Annotated in this window: 7 protein-coding genes (1 of these 7 cut by a window edge); 3 read left to right on the top strand and 4 right to left on the bottom strand. The window is 69.7% G+C overall.

Going from position 1 to position 26,982, the window contains the following annotated elements; translation table 11 throughout:
* Positions 1 to 49 precede the first annotated feature (49 nt).
* Positions 50 to 1,630, bottom strand: a complete 1,581-nt coding sequence (locus tag ACJH6I_RS09540) for an APC family permease (protein ID WP_406784013.1) — start codon at positions 1,628 to 1,630, stop codon at positions 50 to 52.
* Positions 1,631 to 1,973: 343 nt separating this feature from the next.
* On the opposite strand from ACJH6I_RS09540, the gene ACJH6I_RS09535 reads away from it, so the two are divergent.
* Genes ACJH6I_RS09535 through ACJH6I_RS09525 form a run of 3 tightly spaced genes read left to right on the top strand, consistent with a single transcriptional unit; the run spans position 1,974 to position 4,593 of the window.
* A complete protein-coding gene (locus ACJH6I_RS09535; protein WP_406784012.1) occupies positions 1,974 to 2,990 on the top strand; it encodes a phosphotransferase enzyme family protein in 1,017 nt (338 codons plus the stop codon).
* Between the two features lie 16 nt (positions 2,991 to 3,006).
* Entirely contained in the window at positions 3,007 to 3,783 is a 777-nt protein-coding gene (fabG, locus tag ACJH6I_RS09530; RefSeq protein WP_406774034.1) for a 3-oxoacyl-ACP reductase FabG, read from the top strand.
* Positions 3,784 to 3,807: 24 nt separating this feature from the next.
* The gene (locus tag ACJH6I_RS09525) at positions 3,808 to 4,593 is read left to right on the top strand and encodes a GntR family transcriptional regulator (protein ID WP_212807384.1); all 786 of its coding nucleotides are present in this window, start codon (positions 3,808 to 3,810) and stop codon (positions 4,591 to 4,593) included.
* Between the two features lies 1 nt (position 4,594).
* On the opposite strand, the gene ACJH6I_RS09520 is transcribed toward ACJH6I_RS09525, so the two are convergent.
* The 3 genes in view from ACJH6I_RS09520 to ACJH6I_RS09510 are tightly spaced (at most 9 nt apart) and all read right to left on the bottom strand, a layout consistent with a single transcriptional unit that may run on beyond the window.
* Positions 4,595 to 5,305 (bottom strand): MBL fold metallo-hydrolase, encoded by a 711-nt coding sequence (locus ACJH6I_RS09520; RefSeq protein ID WP_406784011.1) that lies wholly within the window; start codon positions 5,303 to 5,305, stop codon positions 4,595 to 4,597.
* A gap of 9 nt (positions 5,306 to 5,314) precedes the next feature.
* Positions 5,315 to 8,284, bottom strand: coding sequence for an RND family transporter (locus tag ACJH6I_RS09515; RefSeq protein ID WP_234789564.1), 2,970 nt, complete (start codon positions 8,282 to 8,284; stop codon positions 5,315 to 5,317).
* Positions 8,281 to 26,982, bottom strand: partial view of a non-ribosomal peptide synthase/polyketide synthase gene (locus tag ACJH6I_RS09510; protein WP_406784010.1) — the 3' portion only. The gene runs 12,243 nt beyond the window's last position; 18,702 of the gene's 30,945 nt are visible here — the last part of the coding sequence; the start codon falls outside the window, past its right edge — the gene reads right to left on this strand; the stop codon is at positions 8,281 to 8,283. The genes ACJH6I_RS09515 and ACJH6I_RS09510 overlap by 4 nt, the downstream gene beginning before the upstream one ends.

The following is a 26,982-nucleotide window of genomic DNA, read 5'->3' as shown; positions in this document are numbered from 1 at the left end:
CGGCGCGGTGTGACGAGGTGACGGCGGATGCTGGATGACGCCTACGGCGTCAACGTTCTTCGTCGAGCACGACGCGCCCCAATCGGTCGTAGCGCTGCGGGGACCGGGCCCGAAGTACCAGGGCGACAACGATTCCGGCGATGGCGGTGCCACCGACGACCCAGGGAATCGAATCGAAGACGATGTCGTCCTTGGCCGTACCCGCCGCGAACGAGGCGTTCTTGATCAGCAGGTAGATGACGTACAGCATGCCGATGCCGCCGAGCCCGGGGGCGACCAAGGTGCGGAACCAGTGCGTGGTCTCCGGATGTTGCTTGCGCACATGGAAGTACGAGACCACCGAGAACGCAGCCATCGCCTGCACGATGAGAATGGCGGATGTGCCCAGCAGCGCGGCAAGGCCGTAGAGCCCGCTGTAGGGATCGCGACCGGAGACCGCGAACCACAGCACGATCACCAGGGTGATGGCCGTCTGCACAAAGCCCGCGAAGTGCGGGGATCCGTGGATGTGGTGGGTACGGCCAATGGTTTTCGCGGTTCCGGGGAGGATGTCTTCCCGGCCGAGCGCGTAGATGTAGCGGGCAGCGCAGTTGTGGAAGGCCATGCCGCACGCGTACGAGCCGGTGGTGAGCAGGATCTGGAACATGGTCACGGCCCAGCCACCGAGGTGCTCGCGCACCGGGGTGAAGAAGATTTCCCCGGCGGTGTTCGTATCCTGCGCCAGCGCAATGGATTTGCTGGGGCCGGTGCCCACGATCGCCAGCCACGACACCACGATGTAGAACGCCCCGATGCCGAGCACCGACGACATGATCGCGACGGGGATGATCTTCTTGGGGTTCTTGGACTCTTCGCCGTACATGGCACTGGACTCGAATCCCACCCAGGACCAGAAGGCGAAGAACAAGCCGATCCCGGCGGAGCCGGCCACGGCCATGGTGCCCGCGCCGCTGACGTTCGGGACGACGGCGTCGAGCCCCTTCAGCCCGTTGATCGGGTTGAGAGATGACAGCGACCAGCCTTCCGGGCCACCGCCGCTGACGACCACCGAACCCGCCATCAGCGTCAACATCACGATCTCGGTGATCAGCAGTCCGCCAAGCACTTTCGCGGCCAAGTTGACATCGAAGTAGGTGAGTACCGCATTGGCGACGATCATCACCACGGCGAACAGCAGCCACGGCAGATGCACGTTGAACAGTGAGGCGAACAGATCCCGTGAGAAGAACGAGAAAATGCCGACCAGGGACGCCTCGAAAACCACGTACGCCAGGACCGTCAGGAAGCCGGCCGACAGACCGAGCACCCGCCCGAGTCCGTGCGAGATGTAGCCGTAGAACGCACCCGTGGCGGTGATGTGCTTCGACATCGCCGCATATCCGACAGCGAAGAGACCCAGCACGATGGTGGCGATGAGGTACCCGGCAGGAGCGGCGGCGCCGTTACCGGACCCGACGGCGATCGGGACGTTGCCGACCATCGCGGTGATCGGGGCGGCGGTGGCCACCGCCATGAACAGCACGCCGATCAAGCCGACGGCATTGGGTTTGAGGCGCTGCACGCCGGAGCCGCTGTCGGGCGGTGCCGGTGTCAGCGGGGCGGTTCGTGGGTGGTCGTCGATTTCACTCATGGGTGCTGACCGATCCGATCTGATGGGAGATGGGTCCGGGCCACGCTGGCCGGTTTTGGGTTTATTTGGTCTGCTCTATCGAGCGGCACTTCAGCTAATCCGATGGACCAATGGACCCCCACGCCATCGGCACAGGGCTATTGGTACCAGACCGCCCCGACGTGGTCAATACCCGAACTACCTGCACACTTCCTGTGCGTCATGCCGAAATCGCGCCATATTTCCGGCCCGTAAAGCCGTCGTTACCAATTTTCGGTTTTGGTTCACTTTCGAGCCAAAGTGCGCTACAACTGACCAGACCAAATAGTGACCGTGCCCACACCGCCAGTTCAGGAGAGCCACAATGAGCGACATGGCCGCCACCGACTACGAACGCTTCGCGCGCGCTGCGCTCCCGCACTATGGGCTCGATTCGGCAACCGTGACGCTGCTGAGCTACTCGGAGAACGGCACCTTCCTGGTGGAATCGGGGACCGAACGCCAGGTCCTGCGCGTGCACCGGCCCGGCTACCACTCGCTGGCCGCCATCGAATCCGAACTCGACTGGATGGAGAGCCTGCGCCGCGACTCCGCGATCACGACACCGCAGGTGATTCCCGCCCCCGACGGGCGCCGCGTGGTGGAGGCCCGCATCGGCGACCAGAGCTGTCTCGTCGACCTGTTCACGTTCGTGGAAGGCACCATCGCCGAGGACGACGCCTCGGACATCAGCTTCAGCGAGTTGGGCGCGATCACGGCGACGCTGCACGACCACGTCCAGCGCTGGCAGCGACCGGAGGCTTTCACACGCTTCCGGTGGGACCTCGACACCATGCTCGGCGCCGCCGGCCGGTGGGGTGACTGGCGGGACGCGCCGGCCCTGTCGGCCGGCGATGCCGCCGTCATCGAGGAGGCCGAGCGCAAGGTCATCGAACGCCTCACCGACTACGGCATGGGCCCCGACCGCTTCGGGCTGGTCCACGCCGACCTGCGGATGTCGAACCTGATGGTGCACAAGGGCAAGATCACCGTCATCGACTTCGACGACTGCGGCTGGTCGTGGTACCTCGCCGACCTGGGCGCGGTGGTGTCGTTCGTCGAGGACACCCCGGACGCCGCCCGCATCATCGACGAATGGCTCGCCGGCTACCGCACCGTCCGCGACATCCCCGCTGCCGACCTCGCGGAGATCCCCACCTTCGTCATGCTGCGCCGCCTGATGCTCACAGCCTGGATCGGCAGCCATCCCGAATCCGGACCGGCACAGACCCTCGGGCACCGATACGCCTCCGGCACAGCACAATTGGCGCAGGCCTACCTCACCGACCCATCGTGGTTCCGGGTTGATGTGCCCGCGACCGCTCCCACTCTCTCCCACTGACAGGACACCGCGCACCATGTTCGATCTCACCAACAAGAACGTCATCGTCACCGGCGCCACCAAGGGCATCGGTTACGGCATCGCCGCGGTCTTCGCCACCGCGGGCGCCAATGTCGCCGTGGCGGCCCGCTCACTGCACGACCTCGACACCGCCGTCTCCGGCCTGGACGGGCTCGGGTCCGGCAAGATCATCGGGGTCGCGGTCGACGTGGCCGATCCCCGGTCCTGCCAGGCGATGGCCGAGGCTGCCGTCGACGCCTTCGGCGGCATCGACGTTCTGTGCGCCAATGCCGGCATCTTCCCCGAGGCACCGCTGGCCACCATGACACCCGACGATCTCGCCACCGTGCTCGACGTCAACGTCAAGGGCACCGTCTACAGCGTGCAGGCCTGTCTCGAGGCGCTCACCCGCAGCGGCGCCGGCCGTGTCATCCTCACCTCGTCGATCACCGGTCCGGTGACGGGCTTCCCCGGCTGGTCGCACTACGGCGCATCCAAGGCCGCACAGCTGGGCTTCATGCGCACCGCGGCAATCGAACTCGCGCCCAAGCGCATCACCGTCAACGCCATCCTGCCCGGCAACATCCTCACCGAGGGGCTGCAGGAGATGGGCGAGGACTACATCGCCGGCATGGCCCGCTCCATCCCCGCCGGAACGCTGGGCACTCCCGAAGACATCGGCCACGTCGCCGCGTTCCTCGCCAGCGACGAGGCCCGCTACCTCACCGGCCAGTCCATCGTCGTCGACGGCGGGCAAATCCTGCCGGAATCCCTGGACGCCGTCGCCGGGTGACACCAGGTCGGTACGGTGAACGACATGGACGAGTCCGAGGGTGGCCCGGTAGCCGAGGATGTGCGGCGCCGCATCGTCAGCATGCTCGACGCCGGAACGCTCCGTCCCGGTGACCGTCTCGGTTCCGAACGCGAGATGGCCGAGCAGTTCTCCGTCTCGCGGGCGACGCTGCGCAGCGCCCTGGTTCCGCTGAGCCGCGCCGGCATCCTGGAGCGGCGCAGCGGCCGTGCGGGCGGCACGTTCATCAAGACCGTGCTCGTGGAACGCAACGTCGCCGAGCTGTCGGGCCTGCCGAATCGGCTGAAGCAGGGCGGTCATTCCACGACCCGCAGCCGGGTGCTGTCGACGGCCCTGCGCGGCGCCACGGCCATCGAGGCGCAACGCCTGGGCATCGAGCCCGACACCGAACTCGTCGTCATCCAGCGCCTGCGCTACGCCGACGGCTTCCCGCTGTCGGTCGACTGCGCGCACTTCCCCGCCGACCTCGTGCCGGACCTGCTCGAGCAACCTCTCGGCGGGTCGCTCTACGACATCCTGGCCGTCCGCTACGACCTGCGGCCGGTCACCTCGGTCGAGAGCATCGAGGTCGTCAGCGCCAATCCCCGTGAAGCGTCCTGGCTCGAAATCCCGACGCGCACTCCCCTGCTGGCGATGACGCGTGTCGCCTCGGATGCGGGCGGGCGGCCGTTCGAATACTCCGAGGATCTGTTCCGCGCCGACCGGGTCCGGCTCGTCGCCAAGACCTCCGCACTGGCCGAACGCGAGACCCTCGGCACCGACGGCCGCGTCGAGCTCACCGTCACGGCCTGACTCAGGCGAACAGGTCGACGGCGGCGGCGATGCGGGCCGCGGCGTCGCCGACGATCGCCTCACCGTGGCCGAACCCGGCGATGCGGGCGCCGGTCGCCGCGATGATGCCGGCGGCCCGGACCGCGGCGGGCCGGTCGGTGTTGAAGACACCCACGGCCACTTGACCGTTCACCTCCGCGACGGCGTCGCCGGTGAGCACGGCATCGTCGTCCGGCAGGTACAGCGCGATACTGCCCGGCGTGTGACCCGGGACGGCGATGACGCGGGCGCCGCCACCGAAGTCGAGGACGTCGCCGTCGGTCACGGTGCGGTCGACGCGACAGGCCGGACCGTGCGGTGCGGCGTCGAAATCCGGCCGCAGCGTTCGCTCGGCGTCGGTCAGCACCGGTATCGGACCGGCGTCGTCACCCGTGATGTACGACGAATCAGGCTCTCCGGCAATGACTTCAGCGCCTGACCAGCCGGCGATCTCGGCGGCGGCTCCGCAGTGGTCCTCGTGAAAGTGCGTCAGCACAATACGTTTCACGTCGGCGGGCCGGCGCTGCAGCGCGGCGAGGGCGTCGGCGATCAGCGCGGCACTGTCGGGCCAGCCGGTGTCGATGAGCGTCACGCCGTCGGCGTCGAGGCGCAGGTAGCAGTTGAGCAGATGTGCCCGCTCGCCTGGGATCCGCAGTCGGTACAACGTGGGCGTCAGCGCGAGCAGATCGGCCATGCCCCCACGCTAGCTCAGGGCGGGCGCCGGGTTCCGCTTGGCTCGCGACGGCCACCAGTTGTACTTGCCGACCAGTACGGCCAGCGCCGGCACGGTGACGGTGCGGACGATCAGGGTGTCGATCAGCAGGCCTACGCCGATGATGAAGCCGCCCTGCACCATCGAGCCGATGCTGCTGAACAGCATGGCGAACATCGGTGCGGCGAAGATCATTCCGGCCGAGGTGATCACACTGCCGGTGCTCCGCACGGTGCGGATGACGCCCGAGCGGATGCCGTTCGGGGATTCGTCGCGGATCCGGGAGATCAGCAGCATGTTGTAGTCGGCGCCGACTGCCACCAGCACGATGAAGGCCATGCCCGGGGTGCTCGCCGCCATCGGCTGACCGCCGAGGATCTGCAGCACGATGACGCCGATGCCGAGCGACGACAGGCACGAGAGGATCACGGTGCCAACGAGATACAGCGGCGCGACGACGGCCCGCAGCAACAGCACCAGGATCAGGAAGACCACGATGACGGTCATCAGCACGATGTACCGCAGGTCCTTGTTGAAGTAGTCGCGCAGTTCCGCGTAGTACGGCGTCATGCCCGACATCGCGATCTTGGCGTCGGCCAGCGACGTATTGGCTTGTGCGCCTTGCGCGGCGGCGAGGATCGCCTTGACTTGGTCCATGGCCTTGGTGTCGTACGGGTTGAGCTTGGACTCGACGAGGTACCGCGCCGAATGCCCGTCGGGCGACATGAAAACCCGCGCCAGGTCCTTGAATTTGTCGTTGCCCAGGATTTCCGGCGAGATGTAGAAGCCCGCGGCGCCCGGCTCGGACGCGTGCAGCTTCATCGCCAGCAGGAATGCCGACGCGTGCGAGAGGCCTTCGCCGAGTTGCTTGGTCTGGTCGTCGAGGACACGCAGTCCCTCCGCGATCTTGCGGCTGCCCTCGGCCAGGGCGTTGGCGCCCTCCTGCAGGGCGGCCATGTTCTGCTTCATGCCGCCCGAACCACCGGCCGCACCACTGCCGCCGGCCCCGCCAAGGGAGCGAAGGGCTTTGGCCGCCGAGTCCAGCGAGGGCTGCATCTTGTGCAGCCCGTCCGAGAGCCGCTGCAGCTGGTCACGCTGTCCTGTGCAATCCGGGTCCGCATCACAGCCGGGGTTGTCCTTGCGCTGCTGCAGCAGCGCATCGGCCATGGCGACCATGTCCTGGAAGTTCTGGGTGCCCGACCGCGGCGGGATGTTCGGCACGTCGCCGGAATTGCGTACGGCATCCATCTGCCGCTGTGCGTCCTGGAACTCCTGCGAGCTTTCCAGCTGGTCCTTGATGCTGGCCATGCTCTTGTTCAGGTTGTCGAGCACGCCCATGGTCTTGGTCAGCTGGGTACGTACGGTCGCCAGGCTGTCGGCGAGCTTGCCGGCCCCGCCGACCAGCGCCTGCCGCTGGTCGACGCTGCCATTGATCTTGTTGGTGGCCTCGGCGAGTTTGTTGCCGATCTCGCCGGCCTGGAAACTCAGCGTCGCCTGCTCCAGCGGGGCACCGGTGGGCCGGGTGACGCCGCGGACGGCGGCGATGTCGGGCAGCTGCGCGACCCGTTGCGCCATCTGCTCGAGGTCGGCGAGCCCCTTGGTCGTCCGCAGGTCGTGCGGCGACTGGACGAAAAGGTATTGCGGCGCCGTCACACTCGCCGGGAAATGCCGCTCGATGGCGGCCATGCCGATGTTGCTCTCGGCGGACGCCGGCAGTGCGGTGCGGGCGTCGTAGCTGGTGTGCAGCCAGGCCACCCCCGCGGCCAGCGCGATCAGCACCACCAGGCTGCCGACCAGATGAACCACCGGCCGCCGCACGATGTTGATGCCCGACCGGTGCCAGAAGCGGCTCGTCAGTTCCTTGCGGGGCCGGGCCCAACCACGCCGTCCGACGAGCGTCAGGATCGCCGGCAACAGCGTGATCGACGACAGGAACGCCACCGCGATGGTGACCGCCAGCGCCGGACCGGTGGTCGAGAAGACTTTCAGGCTGGTGAAACTCATGCCCAGGAACGTCACCGCGACGGTGGCCGCCGACGCCGCGATCACCTTGCCGATGGCCGTCAGCGCCCGGGCGACGGCCTCGTCGGAATCGAGTCCCTGCCTGAGGTATTCGTGGTAGCGGCTGATCAGGAAGACGGCGTAGTCCACGCCGGCGCCGATCATCATGGCGCTCATGAAGACTACGGTCTGCTGCGAGATGGGCAGGCCCCACGTCGCCAGTGCCGCGACGCCCTGCGTCGCGGCGGCCTGCGACACCGTGATGGTCGCCAGCGGCACCAGGATGGTGACGATATTGCGGTACACCACAAAGAGAATCAGCAGCACCATGGCGACCGTGGCGGTCTCGATGACCCGCAGGTCACGCAACCCGAGCTGTTCGCGTTCGGCGACGGTGGCCGTCAGGCCCGTCATGTGATAGTTGAGCGACGAGCCGGCAGTGCCTTGATTCAAGGTGTGGTCGACGATGCCGACAACACGTTTATAGGCCTCGCTGGATTCCGGTGAGCCGAGCTCGCCCCGGATACCGACCGGGATGAACCACGCCTTGTTGTCCTTGCTGGCCAACACCTCTCGCATCGGCGGCTGCGAGATGAAGTCCTGCACCATCACCACGTCGGCGGTGTCGCGGTGCAAGCTGTCGACGAGAGTGCGGTAGACGTCCTCGTCGGCCTTGGTCAGGCCCTTCTCGTCGGTGAGGACCACCAGCGCGATGTTCTGGATCCCGGGTTCGTGGAACGCCGTCGTCATGTCCCGCGTCGCCGCCATCACCGCGGAGTTGGCGGGCAGCAGCTCCTGGTTCCGGTCGCTCGCCAGCTTCATCAGCGGCGGCACGGCCACCGACAGCGCCACGACGAGCAGCAGCCAGGCGCCGATCACCGCCCATGGCCGGCGTAGCACCAATCGCGCCAGCAGCTCGAAAGCCCCGGCGAACACACCCTTGCCCGACCGAGCCTTCACGTTGCCTCACCGCCCAGATACCTGCCGTACTCGGCAAGCGCTTCGACGGCCAGCATCTCATGGTGCCCGCGCCGCACCTCGTGCACCGTGACAGTGCCGGCGACGTGCGGGCGCCAGCTCTGCGCGAGGAACGCGCCGCGACCGTCGTCATCCGCGGCCGCCGCGACCACTACGACGTCACCGTCGAACCGGCCGGCTTCGTGTTCCCGGTACAGCGCGACGTTGGTGTCGAAGTTGCGGACCAGCAGGTCCAGCAGGCCGTCGTCGACGATGCCGGCCAGCTGGTCCCGGTCGACCGCCTGGTTCGTGACGCGCAGGCTCGGCTCGGCGTCGAGCAGCACCAGCCGGGCGACGGCAGCGCCGCGCCGCTGCAGCTCGACCGCGACGGCATGCGCGACGACACCGCCGAACGACCAGCCCAGCAGGTGGTACGGGCCCGACGGCTGCTCGGCCTGAATCCGGCCGGCGTACGTCGCCGCCATCTCGCGCAGCGATCCCGGTGCGTCCGTGGCCGGTTGCTGGATGCCGATGATCGGACCGTCGACGTAGCCGCCGAGCACCTGGTACGGCCAGCTGATACCGCTGACGGCGGGCAGGCAGAACAGTGGGACGCCCGTACCGGTCTTGAGCACCTGGACCGGCGCGATGTCCGGTGTGGCCGCGCCCTCCGCCGTCAGCCGCTCGCCGAGCGCCTGCACCGTCGGCGCCTCGAACACGGTGGCCACCGACAGCTCGATGCCGAGGTCGGCACGAACAGCCGCGACGAGGCGCATCGCCGAGATGCTGTCGCCGCCGAGATCGAAGAACGACTCGTCCACGCCGACGCGTTCGACGCCGAGGACGCGGCCGTAGACGGCGGCCAGCGCCGCCTCGGTGGCGTTACGCGGAGCCAGGTAGGCGCCCGCGCGGTATTCGGGTGCCGGCAGCGCGCGGACGTCGAGCTTGCCGTTGACCGTGACCGGCAGTGCCGGCAGCACGATGATGGCGGCCGGGACCGCGTGGGCCGGCAGCAGGTCGGCGAGCTGTGTACGCACTGTCGCGGGATCGGCGGTGCCGGTGAGGTAGCCGACCAGACGCTTGTCGCCGGTGCGGTCCTCGCGGGCGACCACGGCCGCCTGGTCCACACCGTCGAGGCGCGCCAAAACCGTTTGCACTTCGCCCAGTTCGATGCGGAAGCCACGAATCTTGACCTGCTCGTCGGCCCGGCCGACGTAGTGCAGCCGCCCATCGGCATCCCAGCGCACCAGGTCCCCGGTGCGGTACATACGTTGTCCGGGTGCGCCGAAGGGGCAGGCCACGAACCGGCCGGCGGTCAGCCCCGGGCGACCGGCGTAGCCGACGCTCACGCCGTCACCTGCGACGTACAGCTCACCGACGACACCCGCGGGAACGGGACGCAACCAGCCGTCCAGCACGAACAACGCCGTGCCGGGCACCGGTGTGCCGATCGGCACCGGACCCGTTGCCGCCGTGAGCGGTTCGGTCATGGCGGCGTACACCGTGGTCTCGGTGGGGCCGTAGGCGTTGATCATGGTGTGCCCGCACGACGTCCAGCGGTCGACCAGCTCGGCGGGGCACGCCTCGCCGCCGACCAGCAGGGCCAGCGGCGCCAGCGCGCCTGGCACCAAAGCGCCTGCCGCGGAAGGGGTCTGGGTGAGGACGTTGACGTGCTCGGCGGCGAGCAGTCGCTGGAACTCGTCGGGGCTCGCGGTCACCGACTCGGGCACGATCACCAGACGGCCGCCGTGCAGCAGCGCGGCCCACAGCTCCCACACCGAGAAGTCGAACGCGTACGAATGGCACTGCGTCCACACCGGATCGGCGGGCAGACCCGCGAGCGGTGTCGCGAATTGCCGCGCCACGTTGCGGTGCGTCACCGCCACACCCTTGGGCAAGCCGGTGGTACCGGAGGTGTAGATCAGGTAGGCGACGCTGTCGGGGTCGGGGTCCGGAAGCCTTGTGGCAGGAGAGTTTTCGGTGGCAGCGTCGACGATGACCGGGCCGTCGAACGCGCCGAGCCGGCCGGCCAGGTCTGCGGTCGTGACCGCGACGCTCGGCGTCGCATCGGACAGCAGGAACGCGAGCCGCTCCGCCGGCAGAGCCGGATCGATCGGCAGGTACGCCGCCCCGGCCTTGAGGACCGCGAGGATCCCCACCACGGCGTCGACCGACCGGGGGAACAGCAGTGCCACGGTCCGCCCTGGGCCGGCGCCTGCGTCGATCAGTTGGTGCGCCAACCGATTCGCAGCCTCGTCGAGATCGCGGTAGGTCAGCGCGCGGTCCGGTCCGGTGAGCGCGACAGCCTCCGGGGTGCGGTCGGCCTGCGCGGCGAAGAGTTCCGGAATCGATGCCGGCGCCCCGGCTGTGGCGGCACGGTTGCCGATGCGGTCCAGCTGCGAACGCTCTTCGGCAGCAAGCAGATTCACCGACGCGAGCCGCCCGGTGGGCGCGGTGGTCATCGCGAGCAGCACGCGTTCGAACCGCTCCACGAGCCGGTCGATGCCGGCCGCCTCGAACACCGCGGTGTCGTACTCGAGGCGCAGGCCGAGTTCGTCACCCGGCATGGCCTGCACCGTCAACGGATAGTGGTTCTGCTCATGACTGCTGAACTCGGTGATGGTCAGGTCCCCGACGCCGCCTGACGCGGCGGCGCCCAGCGGGTAGTTCTCATACGCGAACAGCGTGTCGAAAAGCCGGTCCTGGCCGGCGATCCGGTGCATCTCGGCGAGTGACAGGTGCTGGTGATCGAGCGTCCGGTTGTGCGCATCCTGCATCTGGTCGAGCAGTTCGGCCGCGGTGGTGGACGCGGTCGCGGTGGCCCGCACCGGGACGGTGTTGATCATCAGGCCGACCATCTCGTCCGCGCCGGCCACGTCGGTCGGGCGGCCCGACACCGCGGTTCCGAACACCACGTCGTGCCGGCCCGTCAGCTGCATGAGCAGCTGCGCGTAGGCAGCCTGCAGGACGACGTTCACGGTGGTGTGACGGGCCCGCGCCAGCTCTGCGACGGCACGTGTGGTTTCTGCTGACAGCGCAGCGGATCTCATGCCACGGCCACCCGACGCGGTCTGTGCGGCAACCAGTGTCGGGGTGTCGACACCGACCAGCACCTCCGCCCAGGCGGTGCGCGCGGCATCGAGGTCCCGGTCGGCGAGCCAGGTGACGAAGCGGCGGTAGGGCACCGCGGCGGGCAGCCGGTAGCCGTGATAGCCCGCGAAGATCTCGCGCAGCAGGACCGGCAGTGACCAGCCGTCCATCACGACGTGGTGGTTGGTGAGCACCAGCCGGTGCCGGTGTTCGCCGGTGCGGATCAACGCAACCCGGAAGGGCGGCTGGTCGCCGAGGTCGCATACCGCGGCGCGTTCGGCGGCGCAGATGTGCGTGACCTCGTCGTCGGTTGCGTCCAGCACCCGCCACGCGACGTCGGGTGCCGCCGGGATGACCTGTACCTCGAGGCCGGCGTAGAAGCGGGCCGCGATGTTCGGGTGCCGCTGCACCACCGTCTGCACGGCGTCGCGGAGCCGCTGCGCGTCGAGCGGTCCGGCCAGCGTCAGATCCAGTTGCACCGCATACAGATCGGCGTCGGCGCCGGTCTGTGCGGCGTGGAAGAGCAGGCCCTGCTGTAGCGGCGTCACCGGCAGGATGTCGGCGATCGCGTGTTCACGCTCCAGCTCGTCGATCTGCTGCTGGCTCAGTGCGGCCGGTGCGATGTCCGACGGGGTCAGCCCACCGCCGCCGGCACGCACGAGGGCGCAGATGCCGGTCAGCGCGTCGAACCACAACCGGCTGAGCCGCTCGACCTGGTCGCCGTCGAGCGCCGACGGTGCCCACGTCCAGTTGGCGTGCAGCTGCGGGCCGGCCTCGGTGTCCACGGTGCCGGCGTTGAGCTCGAGGGTGTGCATCAGCGGCATCGGTACCGCGGTCGCCAGACCGGTGACCTCGGCCGCCGCCGCGCCGTCCCTGCCGACCTGCCACAGTTCGTCGGACAGCTCGGACCCACCACCGAGTCGGCCCAGATAGTTGAATCCGATTGCCGGGTCGGCGGTTTCGAGGTCGATGTCGTCGTTGAGGTAGCGCAGCAGGCCATAGGTCAGGCCGTCCGGCAGTGCGCGCAGCTGCTCCTTGGCGTCCTTGAGCACCGCGCCCAGGGCGGCCTCGCCGGACGTCACCTGGCTCCAGGACAGCTCCCCGACCGTGACGGCCACCGGGTACTTGGTGGTGAACCAGCCGACGGTGCGCGACAGATCGACGTTCTCGGTGATCTCGTCGTGCCGGCCGTGGCCTTCCACGTCGATGCCGATGGTGCGGCTGCTACCGGCGAATTCGGCTATCGCCAGGGCGAACCCGATCAGCAGGACGTCGTTGATGCCGGCATGGAACGCCGCCGGCGCCTCCCGCAGCAGCGTCTGCACGGTGTCGACGTCATCCAGCGTCACCGAGAGCTGCCCGGCCGTGGCGAAGGTGTCCCGCTCCGGCTGCACGGCGGGCAACAGTGCCGGCGTCGCCGCCGCCTCCCGCCACGCCCCGGCCTGCGCAACAACCTCGGGCGCCGCCGCGTGTTCGACGAGGACCTGCGCCCAGCGCTGGAACGACGTGCCGCTCGCCGGCAGTTCGACGGGCTGCCCCGCGCGGGACTGCAGCCACGCGACGTTCAAGTCCTCCAACAGGATTCGCCATGACACGCCGTCCACCGCGAGGTGGTGGATGATCAGCACGAGCTGACGCGCCGGTGCCACCCACAGCGCGCTGAGCATCACGCCGGCCGCCGGATTCAGCCGCGACCGTGCCGCGATGACCGCGTCTTCGGTCAGCTCGTCAACCGTGTGCAGGCACTCCCTGGCATCGACGGCGCCCGCGTCGGGCACCTGCAGCGACCAGTCGGCGTCGGCCCGCAGCCGTAGCATGGCGTGCCGGTCGACCAAGGCCTGCAACAGGATTGCGATGTCGGCCTCGGTGACGCCCGCCGGGGCCTGCACCACCATGGTCTGGTTGAACTGATCCGTCGGCCCGTCCACGCCTGCCAGCCATCGCATGATCGGTGTGGCGGTCACCGGGCCGACTCCCGCGTCGGCGACATCGGCGGTGTCGCCGACGGTTTCGACCACCAGGGCCAGGCGCGCCACTGTCTGCTCGACGAAGACGTCGCGCGGCCGGCAGCTCAGACCGGCCGCGCGGGCCCGGGCCACCACCTGCATCGACATGATGCTGTCGCCGCCCAGTTCGAAGAACGAATCGTCCACGCCGACCCGCTCGATGCCGAGGACGTCGGCGTAGACCGCGGCCAGCGTCTCCTCGACCGGGGTTCGCGGCGCCCGGTACTGGTCGGCGTTGCCGTACGTCGGGGCCGGGAGCGCGCGGCGGTCCAGCTTGCCGTTCGGGGTCAGCGGCAGCGTCGCCATCGCGACCACGGCCGCTGGAACCATGTACGCCGGAAGATGTTTGGCCACCGCGGTCCGCGCCTCGGCCGGGTCGGCGGTGCCGGTGATGTAGCCGACGAGGCGCTTGTCGCCGGGGCGGTCCTCGCGCACGATCACCGCGGCCTGGCGGACGCCGTCGAGACCGGCCAAGGCCGTTTGCACGTCACCCAGTTCGATGCGGTAGCCACGAATCTTGACCTGTTCGTCGGCCCGCCCCAGGTATTGCAGCTGACCATCGGCGCCCCACCGCACGAGGTCACCGGTGCGGTACATGCGTTGTCCCGGCGCGCCGAACGGGCACGCCACGAAGCGCGACGCGGTCAGCCCGCCGCGCCGCACGTATCCGGCCGCGACGCCCGAGCCGGCGACGTACAACTCGCCGACCACGCCGACCGGCACGGGGCGCAACCGCTCGTCCAGGACGAAGGCCGCCGCGCCCGACACCGGCGTGCCGATCGGCGCGACAGGCGAACCCGCGGTGAGCGGTGCGCTCACCGCGGCGTAGATGGTGGCCTCGGTCGGGCCGTAGGCGTTGAGCATGACGCGGCCCGCTCGGGCACTGTCGGTGGCCCAGCGATCGACGAGCTCGGGCGGGCAGGCCTCGCCCGCGACCACCAGCGACGTCGACTCGAGCCCCGCCGGCGACAACATCATTGCGGCGGAGGGGGTTTGCGTCAGCATCGTGACGCCCTCGGCGACCAGCAGCTCGTGCAGTTCCTCCGGTGAGCGGGCCACCGTCTCGGACACCACGACGAGGCGACCGCCGTGCAGCAGGGCCCCGAAGATCTCCCACACCGAGACGTCGAAGGCCAGTGAATGCCACTGGCTCCACACGCGTGCCGTCGGCAGTTGGTCTTTCAGCTCACCGAGCAGACCCACGACGTTGCGGTGTGTGATGGCAACGCCCTTGGGCACGCCGGTGGTGCCTGAGGTGTAGATCAGGTACGCGATGTCACCCAGGCTGGGTGCCGGAGGCATTGTGGCGGGCTGGTTTTCGATGTCGGCGGCGGCGACGTCGAGGACCGGCCGGTCGAATCCGGCCAATCGCTCGGCCAGATCGCCGGTGGTGACGGCGGCGACCGGTGCGGCGTCGCCCAGCATGAACTCGATGCGCGCCGACGGCAGGGCGGGATCGATCGGCAGGTACGCCGCCCCCGTCTTGAGCACCGCGAGGATCGCGACGATCGCGTCGGCAGACCGGTGGAACAGCAGTGCCACCGTCTGCCCCGGACCGGCACCGAGGCCGATCAGCCGGTGTGCCAACCGATTCGCCGCCGCGTCCAGTTCCGCGTAGGTCAGGGTCCGGTTCTGCCAGGTGAGCGCCCCCGCGTCCGGGGTGCGGGCCACCTGCGCGGCGAACAACTCCGGGATGGAGCCCGCTGCCCCGGCCGGCGCGGTCAGCACCGCACGGTGCCCGAGCTCGTCGAGTCGGACCTGTTCGGCGGCGTCGACCAGACTCACCGACGACAGCGCCCGCTGCGGCTCAGCGGTCATCGCCGCCAGCAGCAATTCCATCCGGTTGACCAGCGCGGCAACGGTTTCGGCGTCGAACACGTCGGTGCGGAACTCCACCTCGCCGCCGATGCCGGCGGGCGCGCCGGTGGCCGTCCAGCGTTCGGACAGCGAGAAGGTCAGGTCCATGCGGGCGGACTGGGTGCCCAGCGGGATCGACGTGACGTCCACGCCCTTCAACCCGGAACCGGCGGCGGGGTCGGTCAGGCCGGTGAAGTTCTGCCACGACAACATGACCTGTACCAGCGGATGGTGGGTGAGGCTGCGCGCCGGATTCAGCCGCTCCACCAACAGCTCGAACGGCACGTCCTGGTGCTCGAAGGCCTCCAGGCTGCGGCTGCGGACCTGGTTCAGCAGGTCGGCGAATGTCGGGTCGCCGGTCAGGTCAGCGCGCAGCACGAGGGTGTTGACGAAGAAACCGACCAGGTCATCGAGTGCGGGATCGCGTCGTCCGGCGATCGGGAAGCCCACGGCGACATCGGCATTCGCGCTGACCTTGGCGAGCAGCGCCAGCAAGGCGGCCTGCACGACCATGAAGGTCGTGGCATTGTGCTCCCGGGCCAGCCGGGCCACCTGTTCCTGCAACTCGGCGGGCCACTGCACGGCGACCGTCGCGCCGGCCATGTCGGCGACCAACGGGTAGGGCCGGTCGGTCGGCAGCTGCACGCGCTCGGGCAGGCCGGCGAGCGCGTCCTCCCAGTACGCCAGCTGCGCCGCCACCCGGCTGCCACGGTCGTCGAGACGGCCGAACTGTGCGCGCTGCCAGAGGGTGTAGTCGATGTACTGCACCGGCAGCGGTGCCCAGTCGGGCGCCTGCCCGGCGCACCGGCTGGCGTAGGCCAGTCCCAGATCCGCGACCAGCGGGCGCAGCGACCAACCGTCGGCGGCGATGTGATGCACCACGGCCACCAGGACGTGTTCGTCGTCCGCGATGCGGAAGAGTTTCGCCCGCAACGGGATATCGACGGCCAGGTCGAAGGTGCTCCGCGCGGTGGCCTCGAGAGCGTCGTGCAGCCGGCTCGCCGACCACTGCGTGGCGTCGACGACGTTCCAGCCGAAGTCGGCGCGCGCCGCGGGAATCACGACCTGCTGGGGTGTGCCGTCGGGTGCGGTGAGCAGCGTGCGCAGGCTCTCGTGCCGGCCGACGACATCGGCCAGCGCGGCGCCGAGGGCCTCGACGTTCAGTGCGCCTTCGATCCGCAGGGCCGTCGCCATGTTGTAGACCGGAGAAGGCCCCTGCACCTGGTCGACGAGCCACAACCGGTTCTGCGCGAACGACAGCGGCACCACGTCGGGCCGCGCCGCCACGGTCAGCGGCTGCAGGCCACGCTCGCCGGCGACGATCCGCGGCGCCAGCTGGGCGACGGTGGGTGCCTCGAAGACCGTGCGGACCGGGAGGTCGACGTCCAGTGCGGAGTTGATGGCCGCGACCAGCCGCATCGTCGACAGCGAATCGCCACCGAGGTCGAAGAACGAATCGTCGACGCCCACCCGTTCGATGCCGAGCACCTGCGCGTAGACGCCGGCCAGGATCTCCTCGGTGAGGCTGCCCGGCGCGCGGTACACGCCCGCAACGTATTCCGGTTCCGGCAGCGCGCGGGTGTCGAGCTTGCCGTTGACCGTGACGGGAAGTTCGGCCAGGCCGAGAACGGCCGCCGGCACCATATAGCCGGGCAGGCGCTGCGCCAGCGCGGCACGCACCTCGGCCGGATTCACCGACCCGACGACGTAGCCGACCAGACGCTTGCCACCGGCTGCATCCTCGCGGGTGACCACCACCGCCTGCTCGACGCCGGCCACCGCCGCCAGAGCAGACCGCACTTCACCCAGTTCGATGCGATGGCCGCGGATCTTGACCTGTTCGTCGGCGCGGCCGAGGTAGCGCAGCTGCCCGTCGGGACCCCAGCTCGCCAGGTCGCCCGTCCGGTACATGCGTGTTCCGGGCGCGCCGAACGGGCACGCCATGAAACGTGTTGCGGTCAAGGCGGATCGGCCCCAGTAGCCGACCCCGACGCCGCGGCCCGCCACGTAGAGTTCGCCGATCGCGCCCGGCCGCACCGGCCGCAGCCACTCGTCGAGCACGAACAGCGCGGCGCCCGGGACCGGCGAACCGATCGGCGGCGCACCGGATCCCGGGGTCAGCGGCGTGCTCTTGGAGACCCACATGGTGGTCTCGGTCGGGCCGTAGACGTTGAGCATCACGCGCCCCGGCGCCCACCGGTCCACCAGTTCCGGCGGGCAGGCCTCGGCACCGATCAGCAGGGCCATCGACTCCAGACCCTGCGGCGACAGCAGACTGACCGCCGACGGTGTCTGCGCCAGCACGGTGACGCCCTCGCGAACGAGCAAGGCGTGGAACTCATCCGGCGACCGGACCACCGCGTCGGAGACCACCACGAGGCGCCCGCCGTGCAGCAGGGCCGCCCAGATCTCCCACACCGAGAAGTCGAACGAGTACGAATGGAACTGCGCCCACACCTGTTCCGGACCCAGGTCGAAGCCGAGGTCCAGCCCGGCGTAGAGCTGCGTCACGTTGCGGTGCGTGACGGCGACGCCCTTGGGCTGCCCGGTGGTTCCGGAGGTGTAGATGATGTGCGCGATGTCGTCGGGGCGCGGTCCCGAAACCACTGTGGCAGAGCCGTTCTGCTGTTCCGCGACGGTGGCGACGTCCAGCACGGGTACACCCAGTCCCGACATCTCGGCGATCAGTTCCGGGGTGGTGAACAGCAGCACCGGCGCCGCGTCGGCGACCATGAACTCGACGCGTTCCGTGGGCAGTGCGGGGTCGATCGGCAGGTAGCCCGCGCCGGTCTTGAGCACCGCCAGGATCGCGATGACCGCGTCGGCCGAGCGGGGGAACATCAGGGCCACGGTCTGTCCCGGGCCCGCGCCGCGGGCCGCCAACGCGTGAGCCAACCGGTCCGCGGTGTCGTTCAGCTCCCGGTACGTCCAGGCCGAGTCCTGGTAGGTCAGGGCCACCGCATCGGGGGTGCGAGCCACCTGCGCGGCGAACAGTTCCGGAACCGTCTGCCCGGCAACGGGTTCGGTCAGGACGGCGCGCCCGCTCCACCGATCCACCGTGGCCCGCTCGTCCGGCCCGAGGGCGTCGATCGTCGACAGCGGCCGGTCCGGATCGGCGGCCATGGCCGCCAGCACCGTCTGCAGCCGCTCGACCGTCGCCGCGATGTCGGCCGTGCCGAAGACCGTCGTGTCGTACTCGACGCGAATGGTCAGCTCGCGGCCCGGTTGCGCCTGCACGGTCAGCGGGTAGTGCGTGGATTCGTGGGTCGCCACATCGGTGACGGCCAGCTCGGCATCGCTGGACAGGGCCGCGGTGTCGACGGGGTAGTTCTCGAACGCGAACAGCGTGTCGAACAGCTGGTCCTGACCGGTGATGCGGTGAATGTCACCCAGCGCCAGGTACTGATGCTCCAACGTGTCGTTGTACCCACCCTGCAGCTGGTCGAGCAGCGCGGCGGCCGTGGTGGTCGCGGTGAGGTTGGCGCGCACCGGCACGGTGTTGATGAACAGGCCCACCATCGATTCGACGCCGGCGACCTCCGCGGGCCGGCCGGAGACCGTGGTGCCGAACACCACGTCATGGCTGCCGGTGAGCCAGCACAGGAGCTGGGCGTACGCGGCCTGCAGCACGGTGTTGACGGTGGTGTGCCGGGCGCGTGCCAATTCGGCGGCCGCCGTGGCGATTTCCGCCGGGAGCGTGACGGTCTCGACGCCGCGAGGCCCCGATTCCGTGCGACCAGCGGGTCCGACCAAGGTGGGCGTATCGAGGCCGCGGAGCAGTTCGCCCCATGCGGCGGTGGCCGCGTCGTGGTCCCGATCGGTCAGCCAGCTGACGTAGTTGCGGTACGGCGTGGCCGGCGGGAGCCGGTGACCGTGGTAGCTCGCGAAGATCTCCGCCAGCAGGATCGGCATCGACCAGCCGTCGAGCACGATGTGGTGGTTTGTCAGCACGAACCGGTACCGGTCGGGTGCGACCCGGATCAGCGCGGCGCGGAAGACCGGCCCGGCACCGAGGTCGCACACCGCGGCACGCTCGGCTGCGCGGAGCTGTGGCACCTGCGCGTCGCTGTCGAGTTCCAGGTACTGCCAGCCGATTTCGGGCTCGGCCGGGATGACCTGGACCGGCTGGCCGAACCTCGAGTGGAAGCTCGCCACCAGATGCGGATGCCGGGCGGCCGCGGCGCGCACGGCGGTGTGCAGCCGGTCGGCGTCGAGCCGGCCGGTGACGCCGATGTCGAGCTGTCCGGCATAGAGGTCACCGTCGCTCTGGGCGGTGGTGGCGTGGAAGAGCAGGCCCTCCTGCACCGGGGTCAGTGGTAGTACGTCGGCGATGGCGCGCTGCCGTTCCAGCTCATCGAGCTGCTGCTGGCTGAGGCGGGCCGGCGCGATGTCGGACGGTGTCAGGCCGCCACCGCCGTCCGACACGTGGGCGCAGATGCCGGACAGCGCTTCGAACCACAGCCGGCTCAGGTGCGTCACCTGTTCCGCGTCGAGTGCCGACGGCGCCCAGGTCCAATTGGCATGCAGCCGTGGACCGTCGGGAGTCTCGACGGCGCCGGCTCCCAGCTCCAGGGTGTGCATGAGCGGCATGGGGATCGCCAGGGCCGCGGTGGGGGTACGGTCCCCGATGCGCCAGAGGTCCTCGGACAGGTCGGCGGTACCGCCCTGGCGCCCGAGGTAGTTGAAGCCGACGGTCGGATCGTCGCCGTCCACAACGGGATTCAGGTACCGCAGCAAGCCGTAGCTCAGCGGGTCCGGCAGTGCCCGGAGTTGCTCCTTGGCGTCCTTGATGACGGCGCCCAGCGCCGCGTCACCGGCGATCACCTGCGCCCAGGTGAGGTCCCCGAGGGTGATCGACACCGGGGACTTGGTGGTGAACCAGCCGACGGTCCGGGTCAGGTCGATGTCGGCGCCGAGGTCTTCATGACGCCCGTGCCCCTCGACATCGATGCCGATCGTCCCGCCATGCTCACCCGCGAATTCGGCCAGGGCCAAGGCGAATCCGATGACCAGGATGTCGTTGATGCCCGCGTGGAACGCCGACGGCACAGCGCTCAGCAGCGTCGCGGTGGTCTCGGCATCCAGTTCGGCGGCGAGGTGCCCCGCACTGGCGAAGGTGTCGATCGCGGGCTGCACGGCAGGCAATACGGCCGGCGCCTGCGTGACGCGCTGCCAGGCCGCGGCGTGTGCGGCGACGTCGGCCGTCTGGGCATGGTCGGCGAGCACCTGCGCCCACCGCCGGAACGAGGTACCGCCCGCCGGCAATGCCACGGGCTGTCCGGCCCGGTGCTGCACCCACGCGATGTTCAGGTCTTCCAACAGGATTCGCCACGACACGGCGTCGACCGCCAGGTGGTGGACGATGATCGCGAGTTGCCGGCTGTCAGCTACCCACAGCGCGCTCAGCATGGCCCCGGCTGCGGGGTTCAGCTGCGCGCGCGCCGCGGCGAGCGCGCCGTCGGACCAGGTGTCGGCGGTGTGCAGGCAACCGCGGGCGTCCACGGCGCCGGGCTCGGCGGTGCTCAACTCACCGTCCTCGACGCGCAGGCGCAGCGTGGCGTGGCGATCGAGCAAGGCCTGCAAGAGGATTGCCGCGTCCGCGTCGGTGGCGTGCGCCGGGGCCTGCAGCACGACGGTCTGGTTGAACTGGTCGGTGGGGCCGTCGACGGTGCGCAGCCATTCGATGATCGGGGTGGCCGGCAGCGGGCCGACACCCGAATCGGCGTCCCCGTCGGGGTTTTCGCTAACCTCGACCACCCGGGCCAACCGGGCGACGGTCTGCTCGACGAACAGGTCCTTGGTCCGGCAGATCAGGCCTGCCGCCCGCGCGCGGGTCACGACCTGCATCGACGAAATGCTGTCGCCACCGAGGTCGAAGAAGGAGTCGTCCACGCCGACGCGCTCGACACCGAGTACCGCGGCGTAGATGCCGGCGAGGACTTCCTCGATGGCGTTGGCGGGCGCACGGTAATCACCCGCGGCGTATTCGGGCGCCGGCAGCGCCCGGACATCGAGTTTGCCGTTGGCGGTCAGCGGCAGCTCCGGAACCACAACCACCGCGGCCGGAATCATGTACGCCGGCAACCGGTCTGCCAGCGCGGCGCGCACCGTCTCCGGGTCGGCCGAGCCGGTGAGATAGCCGACAAGTCGCTTGTCCCCCGGCCGATCTTCGCGGGCGATCACCGCGGCCTGGTCCACACCGTCGAGGTCCGCCAGCGCGGCCTGGATATCGCCCAGTTCGATGCGGTAGCCACGGATCTTGACCTGATCGTCGGCCCGGCCCAGGTAGTCCAATTGGCCGTCGGCACGCCACCGCACCAGGTCACCGGTGCGGTACATGCGGGCGCCGGGCGCGCCGAACGGACACGCCACGAAGCGTGCGGCGGTCAGTCCGCCGCGGCGCAGATACCCTGCCGCCACTCCCCCGCCGGCGAGGTACAGCTCACCGACGACACCGACCGGAACCGGCCGTAAGTGACTGTCCAGCACGAACGTTGCGCCATTGGGCACCGGCGAGCCGATCGGCACCGTCGGCTCCCCGGGCGTGAGCGGTGCGCTGATGGCGGCATAGATGGTCGCCTCGGTGGGTCCGTAGGCGTTGATCATGACGCGGCCGGCCCAGCGGTCGACCAGATCGGTGGGGCACGCCTCGCCCGCGACCACGAGGGTGACGCCGTCCAGACCGTCGGTCGAAAGTGCGCCTGCCGCAGAGGGAGTCAGGCTCAGTACGGTGACCCGCTCGGCCACCACGAGCGCGTGGAGGTCCTCCGGTGCCCGCGCCACCGACTCGGGCACGACGACCAGGCGGCCGCCGTTCAGCAGCGCACCGAAGATCTCCCACACCGAGACGTCGAACGCCAGCGAGTGCCACTGGCTCCACACACCGGCGGTCGGCAGCCCGGAGTCCGGGGCGCCGATCAGCTGGGTCACGTTACGGTGCGCGACGGCAACACCTTTCGGGACACCGGTGGTGCCGGAGGTGTAGATCAGGTAGGCGATGTCGTCTGCTGCGGGCCCGGCCAGGGCGGTGTCGGGCCGGCCGGCCACGGACGGATCGTCCACATCGAGCACCGCGATGTCGATGCCGGAGACACGGTCTGCCAGGTCGCCGGTGGTGATCACCGCGACCGGTGCCGCGTCCGCGAGCACGAACTCGACGCGGGACGCCGGCAGCGCCGGATCCAGTGGCAGGTAGGCCGCCCCGGTCTTGAGTACCGCCAGGATCGCCACGATGGCTTCCGCGGACCGGGGCAGCAGCAGCGCCACAGTCTGTCCCGGACCGGCGCCGTGCGTCGCGAGCAGGTGCGCGAACTGGTTGGCCCGCCGATCGAGTTCGCGGTAGGTCAGGGTGTGGCCCGCGCAACTGACTGCGTGCGCGTGCGGTGTGCGCGCGGCGACGCCGGCGAACAGTTCCGGGATCGATACGTCAGGGTCGGGCCGCTGGAGCGCAGCACGGTTGGCGAGCTCGTCGAGGCGCGTGTGCTCGGCGTCGTCGAGCAACGCGACCCTGGACACCGGCGCGGTGGGATCGGCACTGACGGAGGCCAATACGCGCTGTAGCCGCTCGACCAGTGTCCCGATGCTCGCCGCGTCGAACACGTCGGTGCGATATTCGACGGTTCCCGCGATGCCGGCGGGCGCGCCGTCGTCGGCCCAGCGCTCGCCGAGCGAGAACGTCAGATCCATGCGCGCGGTCTGGGTGTCGACCGGGACCGGCGTCACCTCCAGGTCACCGAGCGTCAGCCCGGCGCGGTGCGCCTGCTGGCCTGGGAGGTTCTGCCACGCCAGGAGCACCTGCACCAGCGGATGATGCGTCAGGCTCCGCGTCGGGTTGAGCCGCTCGACGAGTACCTCGAACGGCACGTCCTGGTTCTCGTAGGCCGCGAGGCTGCGCTGCTGTACCTGCGCCAGCAGGTCGGCGAACTTCGGGTCGCCCGACAGGTCGACACGCAGCACCAGGGTGTTGACGAAGAAGCCGACGAGGTCGTCGAGTGCCGGGTCGGTGCGGCCGGCGATCGGGAAGCCCACGGCGACATCGGGACTCGCGCTGACGGCCGACAGCAGCAGGGCCAGGGCCGCCTGCACCACCATGAATCCGGTGGCGTTGTGGTCACGCGCCACCTGCGCGATCTGCTGCTGCAGCGCGGCCGGCCAGTCGATGGCGACGGTCGCGCCGTGCTGATCCGCCACGAGTGGGTACGGCCGGTCGGTCGGCAGTTGCAGGCGCTCGGGCAGACCCGCCAACGCGTCCTGCCAGTAGTCGAGCTGCGCCGCGATCGGGCTGTCACTGTCGTGCAGATCCCCGAATTGCGCACGCTGCCACAGCGTGTAGTCGACGTACTGCACCGGCAGCTCGGACCACTGTGGAGCCAGTCCGGCGCACCGGCTCGCGTAGGCGACGCCCAGATCGCGTGCCAGCGGCGTGATCGACCAGCCGTCGGCCGCGATGTGATGCACGGCGGCGACCAGGATGTGCTCGTCGTCGGCAACCCGGAACAGGCTGGCCCGCAACGGAATCTCCGTGGCGATGTCGAAGGCGTACCGGGCCGCGTCGGCTACGGCAGCGTCCAGCCGGCCCCTGGTCCAGCCGGTCGCATCGGTGCTGTCCCAACCGATGTCGGCCCGGGAGGCGGGCAGCACCACCTGCTGCGGCACGCCGTCCGGGGCGACGAACACGGTTCGCAGCGCCTCGTGCCGGGCCACGACATCGACGAGCGCGGTGTGCAGCGCGCCGGCGTCGAGCTCTCCGGTGAGACGCAGCACCGTGGCGAGGTTGTAGGTCGCGGACGGGCCCTGCAGTTGTTCCAGGAACCACAGGCGATTCTGGGCGAAAGACAGCGGGATGACGTCCGGCCGTTCCCCCGGTACCAGCGGCTCGCGCCGCGGCGCGGCCGTCCCGATCCGCGGCGCCAGCTCGGCGATCGTCGGCGCCTCGAATACGGTGCGCACCGCCAGATCCGTGTCCAGTGCGGCGTTGATCGCGGCGGTCAGGCGCATGGCGGCGATGCTGTCGCCACCGAGATCGAAGAACGAATCGTCCACACCGACACGGCTGTGTCCCAACAGATTCGCGAAGATGCCGGCCAGGATTTCCTCGACCGCGGTGGCCGGTGCCCGGTAGTCGCCGGCCACATAGTCGGGCGCGGGCAGGGCCCGCGTATCCAGCTTGCCGTTGGCGGTCAGCGGCAAGCGGTCCAGCGTCATGATCGCGGCCGGCACCATGTAGCCCGGAAGCCGGTGCGCCAGTTCGGCCCGCGCCGCGGCCGGGTCGACCGCGCCGGTCACGTATCCGACGAGGCGCCTGTCACCCGGCCGGTCCTCACGGGCGATCACAACGGCCTGCTGTACCCCGTCCACGGCGGCCAAAGCGCTTTGCACGTCACCGAGTTCGATGCGGTAGCCGCGAATCTTGACCTGCTCGTCGGCACGGCCCAGGTAGGTCAACTGTCCGTCGGCACCCCAGCGCACCAGGTCGCCGGTGCGGTACATCCGCTGTCCGGGTGCCCCGAACGGGCATGCCACGAAACGCGATGCGCTCAGCCCGGCGCGTCCCAGATAGCCGACACCCACACCGGCACCGGCGACATACAGCTCGCCGACGACCCCGGGCGGCACCGGCTGCAACGAGTCGTCGAGCACGAACAGCGCCGCGCCGCCCACCGGTGAACCGATCGGCACCACAGCGGATTCCGATACCGACTCAGCCGTCAGCGGCGCGCTGATCGCGACGCACATCGTCGTCTCGGTCGGCCCGTAGGCGTTGACCATCAGGCGACCGCCGGTCGCCCAGCGCTGCACCACCTCGGGCGGGCAGGCCTCACCCACCGCGACAAGGGCCGCATCTTCCAGTCCGGCCGGCGACAAAACCGCTGCCGCCGTCGGGGTCTGGGTCAGGACCGTGACGCCTTCGCGCACCAGGGTCTGATGCAACTCCGCCGACGACCGGGCCACGTCGTCACCGATCACCACGACGCGGCCGCCACGGAGCAGCGGCCCGAAGATCTCCCACACCGAGACGTCGAACGCCAGCGAATGCGCGTGGCTCCAGACCCCGGCAGCCGGGAGGCCCGCATCGACCGTGCCCAGCAGCTGCGTCACATTGGCGTGCGTGAGCCCGACACCCTTGGGTACTCCGGTGGTGCCGGAGGTGTAGATCAGGTAGGCCGGCGCATCGGCATTCGGCATCGGCAGCGCTGAATCAGCCTGTCCGGCAGCGTCGGCGACCGAGACCACCGCTCCACTGAAGCCCGACAACAGGTCCGGCTCGGTACTGATCGCCGCCACCGGTGCCGCGTCATCGAGGACGAACGCGATGCGCGCCGACGGCCACGTGACGTCGATCGGCAGATAGGCCGCGCCGGCCTTGAGCACACCGAGCATCGCGATGATGGCGTCGGCCGAGCGGGAAAGCAGCAGCGCGACAACCGAACCCGGACCGACGCCGCAACCGGCCAACAGGTGGGCAACGCGGTTCGACGCCGCGTCCAGCTCCGCGTAGGTCAGTTCGGCACCCGCGTCGGTGATCGCGACCGCATCGGGCACGGCACGGACGTGGGTGGCGAACAGCTCGGGGATCGACGGCGGACTCGAAGGCCGCGTCAACACGTCCCGGTGGCCGATGGCCGCGATCCGGTCGCGCTCCTGGGGCGTCAGCAGATCCACCGTGGACAACGTTCGGCCGGGATCGGCTGTCATGGCCGCCAACACACCCTGCATCCGGTGCACCAGTGCTTCGACGCTCGCCGCGTCGAACACGTCGGTGCGGAACTCGACGATGCCGCCGATGCCCGCGGGTTCTCCTGTGGCAGTCCAGCGTTCGGACAACGAGAACGCCAGGTCCATGCGCGCGGCCTGGGTTTCCACCGGCAGCGGCGTGACCGTGAGGTCGCCCAGCGCCAGGCCACCCGCGGTATCGATGTGCTGCCAGGGCAGGTTCTGCCAGCCGAGCAGCACCTGCACCAGCGGGTGGTGCGACAGGGAACGTGCCGGGTTCAGGCGCTCGACCAGTACCTCGAAGGGCACGTCCTGATGTTCGTAGGCCGCCAGGCTGCGTGCGCGCACCTGCGCCAAGAGCTCTTCGACGGTCGGATTTCCGGCGAGGTCGACGCGCAGCACCAGGGTGTTGACGAAGAAGCCCACGAGGTCGTCGAGGGCGGGATCGCGCCGCCCGGCAATCGGAAAGCCGATGGCGACATCGGAACTCGCGCTGAGCTTGGCCAGCATGACGGCGAGCGCGGCCTGCACCACCATGAAGCTGGTCGCGTTGTGCTCACGTGCCACGCGCGCGATCTGCTGCTGCAACTCGGCGGGCCAGTCCACGTCGATGGTCGCGCCCTGGAGATCGGCGACCGCGGGGTACGGCCGGTCGGTTGGCAGGCTGATCCGGTCGGGGATGCCGGCCAGGGCCTCGGTCCAGTAGGTCAGCTGGGCCGCGACCTCGCTGTCGGGTGCGTCGAGTTCGCCGAGTTGCGCACGTTGCCACAAGGTGTAGTCGACGTACTGCACGGCCAGCGGCGCCCAGCCCGGCGCTTGCCCGGCACAGCGGCTGGCGTACGCCGTGCCGAGATCGGTGACGAGCGGCTGCAGCGACCAGCCGTCCGCGGCGATGTGATGCACGACTGCCACCAGCAGGTGCTCATCGTCGGCGATGCGGAACAGGCTGGCGCGCACCGGGATTTCGGTGGACAGGTCGAACACGTACTGTGCGGCCGCACGCACCGCATCGGTGCGCTGCTCGTCGGTCCAGGC

It is taken from the genome of Mycobacterium sp. SMC-13 (genome assembly GCF_045311035.1).
Classification (GTDB): domain Bacteria; phylum Actinomycetota; class Actinomycetes; order Mycobacteriales; family Mycobacteriaceae; genus Mycobacterium.
This window is presented reverse-complemented; position numbering and strand designations above follow the sequence as displayed.

Excerpts from the sequence above, each read along its gene's own strand:
- ACJH6I_RS09540 (WP_406784013.1), bottom strand. The coding sequence starts at position 1,630 with ATGAGTGAAATCGACGACCACCCACGAACCGCCCCGCTGACACCGGCA.
- ACJH6I_RS09535 (WP_406784012.1), top strand. The coding sequence starts at position 1,974 with ATGAGCGACATGGCCGCCACCGACTACGAACGCTTCGCGCGCGCTGCG.
- fabG (WP_406774034.1), top strand. The coding sequence starts at position 3,007 with ATGTTCGATCTCACCAACAAGAACGTCATCGTCACCGGCGCCACCAAG.
- ACJH6I_RS09525 (WP_212807384.1), top strand. The coding sequence starts at position 3,808 with ATGGACGAGTCCGAGGGTGGCCCGGTAGCCGAGGATGTGCGGCGCCGC.
- ACJH6I_RS09520 (WP_406784011.1), bottom strand. The coding sequence starts at position 5,305 with ATGGCCGATCTGCTCGCGCTGACGCCCACGTTGTACCGACTGCGGATC.